The 18,045-nt window shown below is 67.4% G+C and carries 14 protein-coding genes; 5 read left to right on the top strand and 9 right to left on the bottom strand.

The window, feature by feature from the left end; translation table 11 throughout:
• Positions 1–53 precede the first annotated feature (53 nt).
• Both AC1Z3W_RS10355 and AC1Z3W_RS10350 read right to left on the bottom strand, forming a co-directional pair.
• Positions 54–1,676 carry a mannose-1-phosphate guanylyltransferase/mannose-6-phosphate isomerase gene (locus AC1Z3W_RS10355; protein ID WP_483507543.1) on the bottom strand — a complete coding sequence of 541 codons (1,623 nt, stop codon included), beginning with the start codon at positions 1,674–1,676 and terminating at the stop codon, positions 54–56.
• The gene (locus AC1Z3W_RS10350) at positions 1,673–2,257 is read right to left on the bottom strand and encodes a GNAT family protein (RefSeq protein WP_483507542.1); all 585 of its coding nucleotides are present in this window, start codon (positions 2,255–2,257) and stop codon (positions 1,673–1,675) included. The genes AC1Z3W_RS10355 and AC1Z3W_RS10350 overlap by 4 nt, the downstream gene beginning before the upstream one ends.
• A gap of 1,409 nt (positions 2,258–3,666) precedes the next feature.
• On the opposite strand from AC1Z3W_RS10350, the gene AC1Z3W_RS10345 reads away from it, so the two are divergent.
• Complete coding sequence (locus tag AC1Z3W_RS10345; protein WP_057928269.1) at positions 3,667–5,058, top strand: sigma-54 dependent transcriptional regulator; 1,392 nt, start codon at positions 3,667–3,669, stop codon at positions 5,056–5,058.
• Between the two features lie 45 nt (positions 5,059–5,103).
• On the opposite strand, the gene AC1Z3W_RS10340 is transcribed toward AC1Z3W_RS10345, so the two are convergent.
• The 6 genes from AC1Z3W_RS10340 to AC1Z3W_RS10315 all read right to left on the bottom strand — a co-directional run bounded on the left by AC1Z3W_RS10340 (position 5,104) and on the right by AC1Z3W_RS10315 (position 11,999).
• Positions 5,104–7,578 carry a glycoside hydrolase family 2 protein gene (locus AC1Z3W_RS10340; protein ID WP_483507541.1) on the bottom strand — a complete coding sequence of 825 codons (2,475 nt, stop codon included), beginning with the start codon at positions 7,576–7,578 and terminating at the stop codon, positions 5,104–5,106.
• Positions 7,575–8,630 carry a DUF1839 family protein gene (locus AC1Z3W_RS10335; RefSeq protein WP_124834196.1) on the bottom strand — a complete coding sequence of 352 codons (1,056 nt, stop codon included), beginning with the start codon at positions 8,628–8,630 and terminating at the stop codon, positions 7,575–7,577. The genes AC1Z3W_RS10340 and AC1Z3W_RS10335 overlap by 4 nt, the downstream gene beginning before the upstream one ends.
• Positions 8,627–9,607 carry an amino acid--[acyl-carrier-protein] ligase gene (locus tag AC1Z3W_RS10330; RefSeq protein WP_057928266.1) on the bottom strand — a complete coding sequence of 327 codons (981 nt, stop codon included), beginning with the start codon at positions 9,605–9,607 and terminating at the stop codon, positions 8,627–8,629. The genes AC1Z3W_RS10335 and AC1Z3W_RS10330 overlap by 4 nt, the downstream gene beginning before the upstream one ends.
• The gene (locus AC1Z3W_RS10325) at positions 9,604–10,800 is read right to left on the bottom strand and encodes an acyl-CoA dehydrogenase family protein (protein ID WP_057928265.1); all 1,197 of its coding nucleotides are present in this window, start codon (positions 10,798–10,800) and stop codon (positions 9,604–9,606) included. The genes AC1Z3W_RS10330 and AC1Z3W_RS10325 overlap by 4 nt, the downstream gene beginning before the upstream one ends.
• Complete coding sequence (locus AC1Z3W_RS10320) at positions 10,797–11,048, bottom strand: acyl carrier protein (protein ID WP_057928325.1); 252 nt, start codon at positions 11,046–11,048, stop codon at positions 10,797–10,799. The genes AC1Z3W_RS10325 and AC1Z3W_RS10320 overlap by 4 nt, the downstream gene beginning before the upstream one ends.
• Before the next feature lie 168 nt (positions 11,049–11,216).
• The gene (locus AC1Z3W_RS10315; protein ID WP_173938507.1) at positions 11,217–11,999 is read right to left on the bottom strand and encodes a Crp/Fnr family transcriptional regulator; all 783 of its coding nucleotides are present in this window, start codon (positions 11,997–11,999) and stop codon (positions 11,217–11,219) included.
• Positions 12,000–12,913: 914 nt separating this feature from the next.
• On the opposite strand from AC1Z3W_RS10315, the gene AC1Z3W_RS10310 reads away from it, so the two are divergent.
• Together AC1Z3W_RS10310 and AC1Z3W_RS10305 are read left to right on the top strand one after the other, a co-directional pair.
• The gene (locus AC1Z3W_RS10310; RefSeq protein ID WP_057928264.1) at positions 12,914–13,696 is read left to right on the top strand and encodes a Crp/Fnr family transcriptional regulator; all 783 of its coding nucleotides are present in this window, start codon (positions 12,914–12,916) and stop codon (positions 13,694–13,696) included.
• An 11-nt stretch (positions 13,697–13,707) separates the two neighbouring features.
• Positions 13,708–15,114, top strand: coding sequence for an undecaprenyl-phosphate glucose phosphotransferase (locus AC1Z3W_RS10305; protein ID WP_124834194.1), 1,407 nt, complete (start codon positions 13,708–13,710; stop codon positions 15,112–15,114).
• Positions 15,115–15,196: 82 nt separating this feature from the next.
• Here the strand turns inward: AC1Z3W_RS10305 and AC1Z3W_RS10300 are convergent, their stop codons facing one another.
• A complete protein-coding gene (locus AC1Z3W_RS10300) occupies positions 15,197–15,406 on the bottom strand; it encodes a hypothetical protein (RefSeq protein WP_057928263.1) in 210 nt (69 codons plus the stop codon).
• A gap of 306 nt (positions 15,407–15,712) precedes the next feature.
• Between AC1Z3W_RS10300 and AC1Z3W_RS10295 the strand changes: the two genes are divergently transcribed.
• Together AC1Z3W_RS10295 and polX are read left to right on the top strand one after the other, a co-directional pair.
• Positions 15,713–16,105 carry a TraR/DksA family transcriptional regulator gene (locus AC1Z3W_RS10295; RefSeq protein WP_124834193.1) on the top strand — a complete coding sequence of 131 codons (393 nt, stop codon included), beginning with the start codon at positions 15,713–15,715 and terminating at the stop codon, positions 16,103–16,105.
• 167 nt (positions 16,106–16,272) lie between these two features.
• Positions 16,273–18,039 (top strand): DNA polymerase/3'-5' exonuclease PolX, encoded by a 1,767-nt coding sequence (polX, locus tag AC1Z3W_RS10290; RefSeq protein WP_057928261.1) that lies wholly within the window; start codon positions 16,273–16,275, stop codon positions 18,037–18,039.
• Positions 18,040–18,045 lie beyond the last annotated feature (6 nt).

Genomic DNA, 18,045 nt, shown 5'->3' with positions numbered 1-18,045 from the left:
GCCGCGCGTCGACCGCGAAATGCGGCGAGCGCGCCAGCGTGATCCGCACGCGCCTATCGGATGGCGTCGCGTTCCGCCGCTTCCTCCTGCGACTCGCCAGGCTCACCCGCCGCGCGTGATGCAAGCGTCGTCGGCTGTGCCGCTGCCGCTGCCGGTCTCGGTCGCGACTGCGCGGTTTCGACGACCGGCCGTCCATACTGGTCGTCGAGCCGCACGATATCGTCTTCGCCGAGATAGTCGCCCGACTGCACCTCGATGATCTCGAGCGGAATCCGGCCGGGATTCTCGAGACGGTGTACCTCGCCGACCGCAATATAGGTCGATTCGTTTTCGCTGAGCAGGAAGGTCTCGTTGCCGCGCGTGACTTTCGCGGTGCCGCGCACGACGATCCAGTGCTCGGCGCGGTGATAGTGCATCTGCAGCGACAGCCGTTTGCCGGGTTCGACGACGATCCGCTTTACCTGGAACCGTTCGCCGAGATCGATCGAATCGTAGTGTCCCCACGGCCGCTGCACCTTGCGGTGCTCGCTTGCCTGCGGTCGCTGCTCGGTCTTCAGGCGTGCGACGATGTTCTTCACGCGCTGCACGTCGTGCTTGTTCGCGACCAGTACCGCGTCGGGCGTCTCGATCACGACGACGTCCTTCATGCCGACGCACGCGATCAATCGCCCCTCCGAGCGCAGGAGACTGTCCTGCGTGTCCTCGAACACGATCGGGCCGCGTGCGACGTTGCCTTGATCGTCCTTCGGCATGATTTCCCAGATCGCGTCCCAGGTGCCGACGTCCGACCAGCCGGCCGAAAGCGGCACCACGATGCCTTCGATACCGAGCTCGTGGCTCTCCGCGAGGCGTTCCATGACCGCGTAGTCGATCGAGTCGGACGGGCACGCATCGAAGGCCGCCGCGTCGATCCGGAAGAACGGATCCTCGGCGATGCCCGCGCGCCACGCCGCATCGCAGGCCGCATGGATGTCGGGCGCGAGCGCGCGGATCGCCTTCAGCCAGACCGATGCGCGCGTGACGAAAATGCCGCTGTTCCACCAGTAATCGCCCGAATGCAGGTAGCGCTCGGCGAGTGCGGCATTCGGTTTCTCGACGAAGCGCCCGATCGCGTAGCCGCCTTGCCAGCCAAGGCGGCCAGTGCGCGGTTCGCCGACCTGGATGTAGCCGTAGCCGGTTTCCGCGCGACGAGGTAGCACGCCGAGCGTGACGATCGCGCCTTCCTGCGCGTAACGTGCCGCGCGCCCGATCGCTTCCTGAAATGCGCCGACGTCGCCGATCACGTGATCGGCCGGCATGACCGCGAGGACAGGATCGTCTGCGAGCACGCTGGCGTCGAGTGCCGCGAGCGTCAGCGCAGGCGCCGTGTTGCGTGTGGCCGGTTCGAGCAGGATGCGCGCGGGTGCCGCGCGTCCGAGCACCTGTGCGGCGCTCATGATGCGATGCTGTTCGCCGCATACCAGCAGCAGCGTGTCGCCGAGCGATGCGTTCGCGATGCCGTTCAGGCGGCGTGCGGTCGACGACAGCGGCGACTCGTTCGAGGTCAGCTCGATCAGTTGTTTCGGATACTGCTCGCGCGACAGCGGCCAGAGCCGCGTGCCCGAACCGCCGGCGAGAATGACGGGAAGGATGCAGGGCAGCCCGGGGTCGGGAACCGGGCGGAGTGTGGTGGTCATCGATTGGCTCCGGTATCGGCGGACAGCCGGTTGTGTGCGCGGCCGTCGACGCGCGCGTCCTCGCTTCGCGACCGCGGTGCCGAGACGGTTCGCGACAGCAGCTGACGCAGCGCGCCGGCAGCGCGATCCGCGGGCCGAACCAGGCCGACGAACGGTGCGCCCTGTTCGAGATAGGGGCCGTAGGCCTTGCGGAATCCGAAGCGTTTGTAGAATGCCTGGCGCTGCGCTGGAACGTGCGTGCGCACCGCCGTGTCGGGCCACGCGGCCTGAGCGGCCGTGATCGCGCGCTGCATCAGTTGCTCGAGCGTGGAGTCGTCGCGACATGCCTCGCGCGTGAGCACCTTGTCGATCACGACGTCCGGATCGGCGTCGTCACCGGGCAGCACGCGCGCGTAGGCGACGACTTCGGTCGTGTCGCCCGTGCGCATGCTCGCGAACACGTGCAGCGCGTGCGCATCCTTGCCGTCGATGTCGAGATGCGTGTGCGCATCCTCGACCACCAGCACCGCGTTGCGCGAGCGCAGGATTGAATAGAGATCGACGGCGCTCAGATGTTCGAATTCACAACAATGCCATTCCATGATGCGGTCCTCGCGTGAAGCCTTCAGCACGCCGAGCCGCACGAATGCGTTCGGTGCAGCGCGGCGATGTCCATGATGCGGATGCGGTGCGCGCCGGTCTGTTCGAAAGCGTACTCACACACCCGTTTCGCGCACGGTCGGCGCGGGATGCGCGTTGCGGCCGCGTGCCGCGAGCGGGGCAATGTGCGGTAGCACACACTGACCGTCGGGAGGCTTTCCCATAATTGACCCGACGCGACGGCCTGCTGCGAAACACGCAGCACGAAACGTCAGCATCGAACGCGATTGAAGAACCGGGGAGCTGTACTTGAAGATTGCGATCGCTCACGACGGGCGGGGCGTGCATTGCGGTGCCGGGCGCACGCGATCGACTGCCTGCGCTTGCAGGCCGGCGTCTGCCGCTCCGTCGATTTCCTTGCGCTGCGCACGTCGTTCATTCGGACACCGCCATTCCGGCGCGCCGGCCGATATGCGCATGCTTGCTACAGCGCGTTGTCCGACTCTTTCAATTCGCATACCGGCTTGCACGAGTGCGGTGCCCGCCGTATTGACGCGTCGGCAGCGACAGCGGGTATGCATCACGCGCGGCGTCCATGCCGTGTTGGGTCGGCAAGTGGGCGATCCGGCCGGTTTCGTGGCGATCGGCGGTGTGCCGCAGCATCGTGGAATCCGTGATCGACCGGCCCGGCATGGCGCGACGACGCCGGGGCCCGGGTCGATACGGCCAGCCGCTTCGTTACGACGTTGTAACGAGCGCGCGCGGTTCGCCTGCGTTCGATGTGTCATGCTGGTGCCGCGCGGCGCACGCGATTACCGACGAACGAAACACACTGCCCGAATTTTCCGTGCGATTTCGGCGAGAATCGCGGGCAATGGGCGGCACCGATCTTGCAGAAAAGTAGTATTTGCCACTGATTGACGGGAATGGTCGTAGATAATCAAATTTGAATCGCTAAACGCGCGCCGCGCCGGCGGGGCGGCAGTGTAACCGGCTGAATCGATGTTTATCGTTTGGTAACAAGGCCATCTCGATACGGGATTAAATTCAGGAGTGGATGAAATGTGGCAGCCATTCCGAAAGCGGGTTGGCGGCCATCCGATTCAGCATCGAGCGCGGCTGTCGTGTACGACGCGACGCAAATGCGGACGGAATTCCCGTTTGCCGACGCGCTCCGCCTGACGGCGCGTCGCATCAAAGCCGGAACGCCGTGGCTCCCGCGGCCTCGCGTTCCCTTCGAGTTCGATGACAACGAGGCCGGATGACATCCGGCTCGACCTCCGGGGGCTCTCGCCGTGTGCAGTTTCGATCTTCGCCAAAGCTGCGGAAACGCAGCACGGACAGGCGGCCATGCGCCGCCGCCCGCAGCGCACGCGAACGGTTCGCGGAGTGGAGAAAGTGATGGTTCGTTATGAATATGCCAATAACGCGCGATAAGAGCGCCGGCGGGGAGAGGGCTAACGGGCAGCGTCCTCTGATTTACTGGAGCCAGTCACCGTCCGTCATGCTCCGCAAGGAGCTCGCGCGACGCGACTGGAAAGTGACGATCGTCGCGCAGGCGAGCGATCTGCGCGACACCTCCGGCGAAATCACCTGCGGCATCCTCGACTTGAGCGGCGGCCACGCCGACGCGATCGGCAGCATCGCGTCCACCTGCGCGTCGATGCGCGATGTCGTGTGGGTCGCGCTCATCGAGACCGGTCAGACGGCCTCGCCGAACGTGCGCGCACTATTGCGCGACTATTGCTTCGACTACGTCACGTTGCCCGCGTCGCATCAGCGGATCGCCGATACGGTCGGTCATGCGTACGGGATGGAATGCCTGTTCGCGCGCGATCGTGAACGCCTCGAATCGCAGGAGAACGGCGTCGTCGGCACCTGCAGCGCGATGCTGCGGCTGTTCGATACGGTGCGGCGTTTCGCGCGCACGGACGCACCGGTGTTCGTGTTCGGCGAGACGGGAACCGGCAAGGAACTGACGGCCGTCGCGATCCATCGTCATTCGGAACGGCGCAACGGTCCGTTCGTCGCGGTCAACTGCGGAGCGATCCCGCCGCATCTGCTGCAATCGGAACTGTTCGGCTACGAGCGCGGCGCGTTTACCGGCGCGAACGCGCGCAAGATCGGCTACGTCGAGGCCGCGAACGGCGGCACGCTGCTGCTCGATGAAATCGGCGACCTGCCGCACGAGAGCCAGGCGAGCCTGCTGCGCTTCCTGCAGGAGCGCGCGATTCATCGCCTCGGCGGCAGCGATCCGGTGCCGGTCGACGTGCGGATCGTTTCCGCGACGCACGTCGACCTGCGCGAAGCGATGGAGGAAGGGCGGTTTCGCGCGGATCTGTTCCACCGCCTTTGCGTGATGCGCATCGACCAGCCGCCGCTGCGCGCGCGCGGCAAGGACATCGAATTGCTCGCGCATCACATGCTCGAACGCTTTCGCGGCGACGCGCGCCATCGCGTGCGCGGCTTCTCGACGGATGCGATCACGGCGCTCTACAAGCACGACTGGCCAGGCAATGTCCGCGAACTGATCAACCGCGTGCGGCGCGCGGTCGTGATGACGGAAGGGCGCCTGATCACCGCGCAGGACCTCGAGCTCGAATACTGTCTCGACGCGGCTTCGCCGTCCGTTGCCGACATCCGCAAGTCGATCGAGCGCGAAGCGATCGAAACCGCGCTGCTGCGCACGCGCGGACGCGTCGCCGCTTCCGCGCGCGAGCTCGGCGTGTCGCGGGCGACACTCTATCGCTGGATGGAAGCATATGGAATCGAGCGGCCGCGCGGCACGGGATCGTCGGACTGACGTGCGCGGCGCGGCCGCGCGACCGCATGTGCGGCCCCGGCCGCGTCAGCCGGCCAGTGCCGCGCGCACGGCTCGTGCCGCGTTGACCGCGCGGATCTCGACGGTCGGTGGCGCGCCGGCGGCGCGATGGTCGCGGGTGTCGTCGAGCGGCACGAGTGCGATGCGTGCCGGCGTGCCGGGTGCGAGATCGAACCAGTCGTCGCGCGGCACGAAGCCCGGCGCGTCGATCTGGACATGGCGCGCGACGTGGCGCGTGTCGATGTCGACGTGCCACGTGTCGCCGGTGCGCGACACGCATGCCTCGATGCCGGGCTCGCGGCGCGCGAACACGGCCGGATGCGTGCGGGACGGGAAGTAGAACGCCTGCGACAGCAGCGTGCCGTCGTCGGCGCGCAGTGTCGCGACGACGGTGTCGTGCTCGCACGGGCCAAAGCGATACGCGTAGGTCCAGTCGAAGAAGCGTCCGAGCAGTTCGGCCGAACCGAGCCGCACCGTGTCGTGCGCGGCGATCCGCACCGGCCCGCCGGTCCGCGCGACCGGCGTGCGGCCGTCGCGCAGCGCCACCAGTTCGATGGCCGCCGACAGCGGCGCCGGCCGTTCGTTGATCACGTGCACGTCGAGGCCGTTCAGCCCTTCGTCGACGAGCAGGACCTGCACCGGCTGCAGCACCTGGCGCAGCGCATACCACGCCGATTTCGGTCGATGCGCCGCATCGAGCAAGCCCCATCCGGCGCCCGGCATCACGTCCTGGAACTGCCAGACGAGTGCCCCCGCGCAGCGCGAGCCGGTGCGCCGCCATTCAGCGAAGGTGTCCCGCATCAGGTCCGCGATCGCCGCGCGCGACAGCTCGAAGTAGCGCGACGGATCCTCGCGCCGCAAGCGGTCGGGCGCCACGTCGTACAGCGTCTGCAGATAGTGGTCCCGAATATCGTCGAAATCCCACGACGTGCCGGGGTCGCGCGGCACGGCCGCCTTCCAGCGCGGCTCATGAACGCCCGGCCAGCCGAGACTCGCGAGCATCGCGTCGCACGGCACGTTTGCGAACGCGAGGCATTCGCTCGCGAAGCGCACGTCGGCCCGGCGTGCGTCGTCGAGCGGGCGCAGGTACGCGCCGACGCCGTAGTAGTGCGACACGCGCTCGCGCGGCATGAACGGCAGTACGCCGCCATCGGGCGAGTCGGGGACGTAAAGCGCGTCGGGCCGCCGCGCCGCCGCCTGGCCGGCGAGACGCTCGGCGGTCAGTTCGAGGAAGCGCTGCTTCGGCCCGAGCCCCGACATCGCGGCCTGCTGCGCGATCTCGCTGCCGCCGCACAGCACCGCGAGCGACGGCGACGCGCGGTGGCGTGCGAGGAACTGTTCGGCCTCGCGATCGACGGCGTCTGCAAACGCGCGATCGTCGAGCGTGTAGTCGAAGTTCGCGAACATGAAGTCCTGCCAGACCAGCAGCCCGAGACGGTCGCACCATGCGTGGAATGCGTCGGCCTCGTAGGTCATCGTGCCGCCGACGCGAATCATGTTGAAGCCGGCGTCGCGCGCATGCCCGAGCAAGCGGCCATAGGTCGCGTCGTCCGCGTGCAACGCGAGCGGCGCGGCGCTGCTCCAGCATGCGCCGCGCGCAAACACGCGCACGCCGTTTACGCGCAGCCCGAACCCCTTGCCGTCGTCGCCCGTATCCTGTTCGATCGTGCGGAAACCCGTCGCTCCGAGCGGCCGCCGATCGGCGCCGATGTGCAGCGCGACGTCGTAGAGCACCGGGTCGCCATGCGTGTGCGGCCACCAGCGGCGCACGTTCGGCACCGCGACGCTCGCGTGCAGCCGGTCGGCGCCGCTGCGCTCGAGCGTCGCGTGGTGCTCGCCGCACGACAGCCGAGCCGCGAACGCATCGGGCAGCGGTGCGGCAAACGCGAGTTCCGCATCGAGCCAGCCGGTGTCGCCGTCGATGCGCGCATGCAAGTCGCAACGGGCTAGAACGGGGCCGTCGGCCGGATCGAGCACGTCGACGGGCCGCCACGGTCCGGTCGGCACGCAGCGGGGGAACCAGCCGGGCATGTGCCCGAGCAGCGACGTGCGAACGGTGCGCAGCGTCGCCGGTTCGGCCAGTCGGGTGCGCCAGCGTGCGCGGTGCGGGGCGCGTGCATCTCGCAGGTGCGGCGCGAGGGCACGAAAGCAGAGGGTGAGCCGGTGCGTGCCGTCGAGCGACACGGGCACGTCGTGCGCGACGAACATGCTGTCCGAGCGCAGGATCGGCGTGTCGTCGAGCCATGCCTCGGCGAGCGTCGCGAGGCCGTGAAAGCGCAGCACGCGCGGCCCGTGTCCGCGCAGTTCGATGCGATACCAGTGGTCGCGCTCGTCGAGCGACGCCGTATCGTCGGGCCGGCCGGCCAGCGCGAGCGCTTGCGCGACCGTGCCGGGAACAGGGGCTGCGATCCACCCATCGGCAGGGAGATCGAGCGGCTCGCGTACCGCGCCCGCGGCCGTCGCGAGCATCGACCACGCGGGCGCGGCGCGCGCGCGCGTCACCGCATCACCGGCACGCGGGCCGCGTCGACGCGAACGGGCGCCGCATGCGGCGGCGGCGGGGCGATCTGACGCGCGCAGTCGATCAGGTCGGCGTAAGCCGTTTCGATCGCTTCGAGCGTTGCGTCGCCGCGTTCTTCCTTGCCGCGCGCGCAGGCACGCGCCAGCCGGAATTCGAGCACCATCGACTCGGATGCGATGCGGTCGCAGGCGGTGCGAATCTCCGCGAACGGCCCGACGCAGCCGCTTGCCTGCAGCCAGCGCGTGTAGTGACCGAACAGTTCGAAGCTTGCGCCGAGCTGCCGCACCGAATTGAACGAGTACGCGTGGAAGCGTTCGAGCGGCGAATCGGCGAGCGATTTCGCATCGACCTGCAACTGGCGCCGGAATGCCGAGACCGGATTGACGACCGGCAGGCGGCGCAAATGCCGTTGCAGCGACGCGAGCGACGCGTCGCACAGCGCGCGCTCGTCGAGCGGCGCGAACCGTCGCTTCGCGCATTCGACGTACGGCGGCAGCGGCATCGGCGCGCTGCCGCCGACGAGGCCGTTGTAGTCGAAATCCTCGGCCACGTAATAGCCGCTGTTGTGGAAGTAGCCGATCTGGCGCCGCGTGCGATCGATCGAGTCGATGCCGATCGTCGTCTTCGTATGCTGCGTGCGGTAGCTGCTGCCGCGCGTGTCGGGCAGGAACCACGCGTCGACCTCGACGATCATCAGATGGCCGCGCGCGACCTGCGTCTCGACGTGCAGTTCGAGCGGTTCGTAGATCGAGTGCTCCTGCACGACGATCCCGTAGAGCTGCTCCAGTTCGTCGTGCGGAAACTTGAAGAACGTGAACTGGTCGCCTTCGAAATCGAGCGCGATCGTAAACGGCAGCGCCGCGTACGGATTGAGGCCCCACCACCGGAGCACCTCGAGCCACATGTCGACGTAGCAGTTGGTCTGCTTCCAGACCATCTCCTGACTGTGCAGCGGGTGCGGCCGGTAGTGACGAGCGCGGTGGCGCACGTCCTCGAACGACGCGTCCTCGCCGGCGCGAGACACGAATTTCATCGCGTACCCCACAGCACGTCGCGAACTTCGCCGGGCCAGGCGTCGATGTCGAAGCCGTGATGACGGAACAGTGCGAGCGTCAGCCGCTCGAGGCCGAAGCCGACGCAGCCCGTGTGCGCGACGTCGCCCGTCGCGGTGCGGATATCCCATAGCAGCCCGAAGTGATCCATGTGGTAGTTGAAGCTCAGGCAGGCGGTCTGTCGGTCGTCGCGCTCGATCGGGATCAGCAGCTCGAACTTCAGGTTCTGCTCGCGCTGGCTGTTCGCGACGATCTTGCCGCCGCGCCCGAAGAACGGATCGTTCGCGAGATCGATCGCGTTCGGCAGGCGCAGCGCCTCGATCATCCGCGTGCCGCGTTCCATCCACGTCGTGCGGAACGCGACGATCTGCTCGGGCGTGCCGATCCGCACGTACTCGCGCATCCGGAACAGCTGCATGCGGGTCGGGTCGAGCGACGGCTCGTGGCGAAAGCAGTACGAGAACACGTCGACGATGCGGCCGTCGTCGGGCAGCGCGCCCGCGCGCGCGACGACCGGATACACCGGGTAGCACGCGGCCGGCGTCATCACGATGTAGGTCGGTTTCTGGCTTTCGGTCCAGTCCTCGCCGCGCTCGAGGCACTGCAGCACGCGCTGGTGCCGCTGTTCGTCGCCGCAGAACGCATGCACGCTGCCCGCGAGTTGCGGAAAGCTCTTCATGTATTCGCTGCGCTCGAATTCGGTGCGGCTCATCGCCGGCGGGAAGCGCAGCACTTCGGCCTGCTGATCGGCACCGAGACGCGTGACGAAGGCGTCGAGCGCTTCGACGACGCGCTCGAATCGCTCGCTGCGGCCGAACAGGCCCTGGATGCCGGTCGACACGAGCAGGCCCGCGTCGATCAACTCGTCGCGCAGCGGATTGACGCCCGCACGGTCGAGCGGCGCATCGGACGGGGTGGCGGAGGGGGCAGCGGAGGGCACGGAGAGGCGATCGTTCACGAATGTTTCTCCAGCGTCGCGGGACGCAGTGCGAGTAGCAGGCTCGAGGTATTGGCGGCAATGCGGTCGTTGCTGATCATCAGCGGCGCCGCGTGCAGGTCGCGCAGGTGGCGGCCGACGCTGAACGACGTGCCGTGCTTGTAGCCGGCCATCCCGCAGATCATCATCGCCTGCTGCGCGACCTCCAGCGCCGTCGACGACACATAGGTCTTCAGCGTGTTGATCTCGGCGGCCCAGGCCATGCCGGCCGACCACGAGCGGATGGACGCGCTCGAATAGAGGCGCAGAACGTTGTCGACGCGTGCCTGCATCGCCTGCATCAGCGCGAGCGATTCGGCGATGCGGCGCGACGCGGGCGATGGCGCGCCGTCGGTCTGGCGTGCCTGCGCGCGGAAGAACTGGTGTGCGCGATGGAACGCGTCGCCGGCCACGCCGATCCACACGGCGGCCCACAGGATGTGCGAAACCGGCACCATCGTCTGTTCCGCGATCTGCGCGAAGGGTACGGGCAGGCATTGCACGGTCGCGCCCTGTGCGTCGAGCACGAAGCCGTTGCTGCACGTGCCGCGCATGCCGAGCGTGTCCCATTCGCCGCGGCGCGTGAGCGTATAGCCGTCGCGCAGCAGCGTGACGAGCACCTGCTCGGACGCCGGCGCGTCGGCGTCGCGCCGCGCGGTCGCGAGGATGCCGTCCGCGTAGTCGCCGTACGAGATCGTCGGCGCGGATTTGCTCAGCCGGAATTCGCCGCCGTTGGCCTCGAGCGCGCACTGGCTCGCGCGCAGGTTGCCGCCGACGCCGTCTTCCGACGTCGCCGATGCGAGCAGCCACTGATGGCGCACGAGCTGCTGCAGGAACAGCTTGTGCCAGCCCTGGTCGGCCGCGTGGTTGACGATGCAGGCGACCTGGATCTGGTGCATCGCGAATACCATCGCCGACGATGCGCAGGCCTGGCCGAGGATGGAGCATGCCGATGCGATGTCGGCGAGCGACGCGCCGGCACCGCCGAGCGAGGTCGGGACCATCGCGCTCAGCAGCCGGCGTGCGCGCATGGCTTCGATCGCCTCGACGGGGCAGCGCGCGTCGCGATCGACGGCATCCGCATGCTGGGCGGCGATGTGCGCGACCGCGTGCGCAGCCTCGTCGAGCCGGCGTGCGTCGTCGTCGGCCGCGAGTTCGGGAAGCAGCGCGCTCATGCGGAATGCTCGGAGCGTTGCAGGGTTGCGATCGTGTCCGCGAGCGCGTCGATGCTGCGGAACAGATTGCGGTTCAGCATCTCGTCGGGAATCTCGATGTTGAACTGCTTCTCGATCGCGAGCATCAACTGGATCGTGTCGAGCGAGGAGAGGCCCGCTTCGTAGAGGTCGTCCCCGTCACCGATCGAATCGATCGCGGCTTCGAGATGGGCGACGTGCTTGAGGATGGTTCTGATATCGTTTTTCACGTGCTGCTCCGGCGTGCGTGGTGTCGTCCGCTCGGGCGGACGCGCGCAGTGCGCTGACATCCCCCCGGCAGTCCGGCATCAGTAGACCATTCGCACGCACGGCGTTCTGTTCGCCACCCTACAGTCGGCTGACTCGGATCGCACGCGAGTGCCGGCTTGCCGCGCGCATCATGCGCGCGCCGTGGCAGCCACGCCCGAGTCGGCCGACAGGATGCGCTTCATCTCGTCGCGCACGATCGCGCGGCAGCCGCACGACAGTTTCTCGAGGCCCGCCAGGTCGGCGAGCACGATCGAGCTGCGGTACTGGCGGATCAGGCCGAGCTTCTGGATTTCTCCGGCCGCGTCCGTGACCGTCTCGCGCCGCACGCCGAGCATTTGCGCGAGCATGCTGTGGGTGATCTGGATCTCGATGCTGCGCGACCGGTCGTACGCGAGCAGAAACCATCTGCATAGCTGATGCTTGAGTACGTGATGGCGGCTGCAGAACGTGATCTGCGATACCTGGGCCATCAGCAGTCGCACGCAGACGAACACGAGATGGCGAATCACCGGCGACGCGTCGAACGCGGCGGCGAAGATGCGCCGGTCGAGCCGGTAGACGAAGCCGTCGCGACATGCGACGGCACGGCACGGCATCCGGCCGCTGCCGCCGATCACGTCGTCGCATACGACACTCTCGCTGCCGATCTCGGCCACTTCGAGCGTCATGCCGCCGGACGACATGTACTGCAGCGAAATTGCCGTCGTGACGGGCAGGTAGACCGCAGTGAGCATTTCACCGGGTTCGCACAGCACCTGGCCTGATTTCAGGTGAACGAGTTGGAGGTTGGCGATCAGCGTGGCGCGTTCGTCGCGGTCGAGGGCCGCGAGAAACCGGTTGGCGTCGAAGCTGTGGGAAAGCTCGATCATGCCGCTCGCATGGGCGACGGCGTCATTGGCCTGGTGGGTCACGGCGCATCCTCGTAAGGGGCGATCGCACATCGCGCGGCGGTATCCACGGGGATTTGGCACGCACGTGCGAATTCATGTTCGTCGGAATTCGAATGCCGATGGCGGGAAAAGGCTAGCACGCTATTGAATTCGATAAATTGCGCATTTCGTCATCTCACAAAGTTTGACGATTCGAGCGCAAACGCAAACGTTATATGGATTTGAGATTCATGTTTTCATTAATTAATCATATTGAAATGGATTGTCGGTAAGCCGTGAATTCCGTGTCGACCGCGAGCCAATCGGGCGATGTCGTGAATCGTACAAGGAAAACATCCGGAATGCATTGAACATTATTTGACAATCGATGCGTGTTGGTTAATTTGTTCAATTGAATCATTGGTTTGCAGTCGATATGTGCGTTCGCTTACAAAGCCGCGAATTAGTGTGACGATTCAAATTTGAGACAGTTTAAAACAGTCATTCGGCGTGCGATGCGCCGCTCGGGCGGCGCGTGAGACATCACGGAAACAATTGAAAACGGGCTGTAAGTATTTGAACGATAAGCTCTGCGCGCCGCCGCTGGTGCCACTGCAAGCGCCGCGGTCATTGATCAGTCGAATCGCGTGCCATCCCCGCGACGATGGTGGGTGTCCGGAAATGAGACGTTTTCGGCGGTTTGCTGCCAGCTATTCGGTCGTTCTGAATCGCGTGTCATTTATATATTAAGGATGGAGCGGGTATTGGCACGTAAATCGCTTATTCAGGCGAGCGTGTCGAAACGGGACTGCCGAATCGATCCACGGCGTGAAGCCGAGGGTCGATTGGATCGAGGGTTGTGGGCCGCAACCCGCGTCGCCGTCCGGATGCGCATTGCGATAACGAGTTCCGCTGACGCGACTGCATGCGGCACGGACAATAAAAGGGATACAGACATGCTTCATCTTCACTCGAGCTACTCGGCGAATGCCATCCTCGATGCCCTCCCGGAGGACAGCATCCGTGCCATCGCACCGCACCTCGAGCTGGTCAGGATCAAGGCCGGCATGCTCGACCGGGTCGGGGAACCGATGCGCCACCTGCATTTCCCGACAACCGCCATGATGTCGGTGCAGCACCTGATGGAGGACGGGGCGATGGTCGAAGTCGCGGTGGTCGGCCGCGAAGGCGTGGTCGGCCTGGCGACGCTCGTCGGCGGCACCGCGGTGTCGAGCCGCGTCGAAGTCCGCATCGGCGGGATGGCCTATCGCGTGCCGACCTGCGTGATGCGCTCGGAATTCGAACGTTCGCCGGCGACGTATCGCCTGTTGCTGAACTACTGCCAGGCGACGATGGCGCAGATTTCGCGCAGCGCGCTGTGCAACCGGCATCACTCGGTCAGCGAACAGTTGAGCCGCTGGCTGCTGCTCGCGCACGACCGGATCGACGGCGACGAACTGGCCGTCACGCAGCAGACGATCGCGAACATGCTCGGCGTGCGTCGCGAAGGCGTGACGGAGGCGGCCGGCAATCTGCAGGAGGCCGGGCTGATCCGGCAACGTCGCGGCCGCATCACCGTGCTCGACCGCGACGGGCTCGAGCGCCAGGCATGCGAGTGCTACGAGCTGATTCGCGCGGACTATCGCCGGTTGCTCGGCTCGCGGGCGGGCGCGCGCGTGCTGCCGGTGCGGCCGCGCATGCAGGACATGCACGGCGGAATGCCCGCGCACGGTGCGTGACGATGCATGCGATGGCGGGTGGAACGAATGCGGTGCGGCGTGCCGCGATCGCCGCGGCCGATGTTGCGTTCGTGCTGGCCGGAACCCTCGCCGCGCAAGCCGCGATGGGGCTCGCGTGGCGTGATCTGTCGGATGCGCAGCGCGGCGCGATCGCATTGCTGTGCGTGCTGACCGTCGCGCTGTTGCCGCATATCTTGCGCGTGCCGCGCGGTGCGGTGTCGCCGCACGGCAGCGGCGCCGTGCTGACGCGCACGGTGATTGCCGTCGTGTGCGCGGGCACGCTGACGGTGGTCGGCACGATGGGGATCATGAACCGTGGCGGCACGGTCACGACGCGCTGGATCGCGCGGACGGTGCTGTCCGGCGACGCTGCGCTGCTGCTCGGCAGGCTGGCGCTATGCGCGCTGGCGATGAAGCGCGGCGATCCGCGCGCGCGGCAGCGGCGGGTCGCGGTCGTCGGCGCGACCGCTTACGGACGCGTGGCGATCGAGCGAATGCAGCTCGAGCCGGCCGGACCGTTCGCGGCGGCCTGCGTGTTCGACGACGATGCGCGGGCCGCGGCCGACGGGATCGGCGGCGTGCCGGTGATCGACGACTGGGTCGTGCTGCGGCGCATGATCCGTGCCGGCGAGATCGACGAAGTGTGGCTCACGCTGCCGATGTCGCACGAGTCGCGCATCCAGCGCATCGTGCGCGAATTGCGCGACGAGTTCGTCGAGCTGCGATTGTTGCCGGACGTGCGGCAGATGGCGGTCGTAGAGCGTTCCACGACCGACGTGCTCGGCATGCCGGCAATCAACCTCGCGACCACGCCGCGCTCGGCGCCGGAACTGTGGGCGAAGTTCGCGTTCGACCGGCTGTTCGCGGTCGCCGTGCTGATCCCGCTGCTGCCGCTGCTCGCGGTGCTGGCGATCGCGGTGAAGCTGTCGTCCCCGGGGCCTGTCTTGTTCAGGCAGCGCCGCAAGGGTGCCGACGGGCGCGAGTTCCATATCCTCAAGTTCAGGACGATGCGCGCGCACCGCGCCCAGCCCGGTGTCGTGCGGCAGGCCTCGCGCAACGATGCGCGCATCACGCCGGTCGGCGCGTTCCTGCGGCGCACGTCGCTCGACGAGCTGCCGCAGTTCTTCAACGTGCTGTTCGGCCAGATGTCGGTGGTCGGCCCGCGTCCGCACGCGATCGAACACGACGACTTCTACCGGCAACTGATCGACTGCTACATGTATCGCTATCGCGTGCGGCCGGGGATCACGGGATGGGCGCAGGTGAACGGCTATCGCGGCGAGACGCGCAAGGTCGAGGCGATGGCCGCACGCGTGAAGTTCGACCTGTTCTACATGCAGAACTGGAGCTTCTGGTTCGACATGAAGATCATCCTGATGACGGTCGTGCGCGGCTTCGTCGGACGCAATGCGTTTTGATTGAGAGGATTACGAAGTATTGAAGGCGGGATTTTTTGCCATCAATGCGACGTGCACCGCAACCGCGAACCACAAGCCGAACTCAGCTATCCGCCGGCGGCTGCCCGGCCGCCGGCAACGCAGCGGGCGAGACAGCGGGGTGGGTGTCGGGCGCGGCTTGCGCGCTCGACGGCTGGACGGCGTGCTGAATCGTCGGCACGACCATCGTCGGGAACAGGGCCGCAAGGGCCACCCAGATGACGACGCCGAACACCATGACGTTCTCCCGGAAAGCCGCGGATTTGCCGCGCATGCTTTCAATCTATGACGCAACTTTTTTCAGGGGATTGATCGACCTCAACGGCCGCTGCGTCAGACGAATGCAGTCTGGCTGGTTTTCGCGTCGGTCCCCGGTTTTCGTGCACACGGTGCGGGCGCTGACGCCGGTCAACACATGCGTGTGCATTGGGTTTATGCTGCGTCGAATGCGTCCGGCGCTTTGTGCATCCGGACGCGTATCCGGGCGCGGCGAGCCAGGCATGCCGGCCCGCCGTGCACCGGCGCGACAACCGCGCACCGCATGCCTCATTGCGCGGAACCCGGAAAAGGAGAGACGGCGATGGCGCTCGACCAAGAACAACGGCAGACGCTGCAGCGGCGGCTGACCGAGAGCGAGCAGGCGTTGCGGGCGGACATCCGGACGAGCGAGGACCAGCGCGCGTCGGAGTCTTATGCCGAGCTCGCCGGCGCGGCGCCGGACGAGGGCGACGAGGCGAATGCCGATCTGTTCGTCGACATGGATCATGCGTTGATCGGGCTGAAGCTGGCCGAATTGCGCGCGATCGGGCGCGCGCAGCAGCGCATGCGCGACGGCAGCTACGGCGAGTGCATCGATTGCGATGCGCCGGTCGGCTACGAGCGTTTGCTCGCGCGGCCGGCCGCCGAGCGCTGCACGCATTGCCAGTTGGTGTACGAGCGTCGCTACGCGACGACGCCGCGCGCATCGCTCTGACGTCGGCGCCGGGGGCGCTCGAACAGCGCGGCCCGCGCAGCACGACACGGACAATCGGCGCAGGATGACCAACGGGCGCCCGCTGCCGTCGACATGCGGCGCCGGGCGGGCGGACGCCGGCGCGCCAGCGCACGGCGCCATCCACGTGGAAGGGAGCCACGCCGATCATGCCGATCCACAATGCCGAGTGCGCGGCCGTGTTCGCCGAAATCGCCGACATGCTCGAGATCCAGGGCGCGAATCCGTTCCGGGTGCGCGCCTATCGCAACGCGGCCCGTACGATTGCCGACTACGGGCGCGACATTCCGGCGATGATCGCGAGCGGCGGCGATCCCGGCCGGATCCCTTCGATCGGCGCCGATCTTGCGGCGAAGCTGCGCGAGATCGCCGCGACCGGCACCTGCGAACTCCAGCAAACGCTGCGCCATGCATTGCCGGGCGCGATCGTCGAACTGCTCGACGTGCCGGGGCTCGGCGCGAAACGCGTGAAGGCGCTGCATGACGCACTACACGTCGACTCGCTCGAACAGCTGCGCGCCGAAGCGAAGAGCGGGCACGTGCGCGCGCTGCCGGGCTTCGGCGCGAAGACCGAAGCGCACCTGCTCGACGCGATCGACGATCGCCTGCAGCGCGAGCCGCAGCGCTTCCTGCTGCCCGATGCCGCGCGATCGCTGATGCCGTTGCTCGAACGGCTGCGCAACGTGGCCGGTGTCGGCGAAGCGGTGCCGGCCGGCAGCTTTCGACGCGGCCGCGAGACGGTCGGCGATCTCGACATCCTGGTGACCGCACGCGATCCGGCCGCGGTGGCCGACGCGTTCGTCGGCTACGGCGATGTCGCGCGCGTGCTCGCGAACGGCAAGACGCGTTCGAGCGTCATGCTCGGCAACGGACTGCAGGTCGATCTGCGCGTCGTCGACGCCGACGCGTTCGGCGCGGCGCTCGTCTATTTCACGGGATCGAAGGCGCACAACATCGCGCTGCGCCGGCTCGCGCAGGCCGGCGGGCTGAAGATCAACGAATACGGCGTGTTTCGCGGCGACGAGCGGATCGCGGGCGCGACGGAGGCCTCCGTCTACGAGGCGATCGGCCTTCACTGGGTGCCGCCCGAATTGCGCGAGGACCGCGGCGAGATCGACGCGTCGCGCGCCGGCACGCTGCCGACCCTGATCGAACGCAAGCATGTCCATGGCGATCTGCACGCGCATACCGATGCATCGGCCGGGCGTGACAGCCTGCGCGCGATGGCGGACGCGGCGCGTGCGCGCGGGCTCGCGTATCTCGCCGTCACCGACCGCATGCCGGATGCCGCCGGCGGCCGCACCGATTGCGACTGGCTCGTGCGGCAGATCGACGAGATCGACCGCGTCAACGCGTCGTTCGACGACTTCGTGCTGCTGAAGGGTGTCGAGGCCGGCATTCGCGAGGACGGCAGCCTCGATGTGCCGGATGACGTGCTCGGCCGGCTCGACCTCGTCGTCGGCGCGGTGCGCGACGGCTTCGACCTGCCGGGCGACGCGCAGACCGAGCGGATCCTGCGTGCGATCGATCATCCGTATTTCACGATCCTTGCGCATCCGACCGGCCGGCTGCTCGGCGAACGCGACGCGTGCGAACTCGACGTGCCGCGCGTGCTCGCCGCGGCCGCCGCGCGCCACTGCTTCGTCGAACTCGACAGCGACCCGCGGCGGCTCGATCTGCCGGACGTGTGGTGCCGCGAGGCCGCGAAGGCCGGCGTCGCGGTCGCGATCGGCTCGGACGCGCAGCGCTCGGACGATCTCGACAACCTCGGATACGGTATCGGCCAGGCGCGGCGCGGCTGGCTCACGCGGCACGACGTGCTCAACACGCGCACGCTCGCGCAACTACGGCCGCTGCTGGCGCGTACGATGGGCGCCAGCAGCGCGTCGAAGCGCGGCCGCCCGAAGGGCGCGTGACGGCCC

Source organism: Burkholderia sp. 10_S31 (assembly GCF_056930375.1).
The sequence above is the reverse complement of the archived record's forward strand: the minus strand, read 5'-3'. Positions and strand labels throughout refer to the sequence as shown.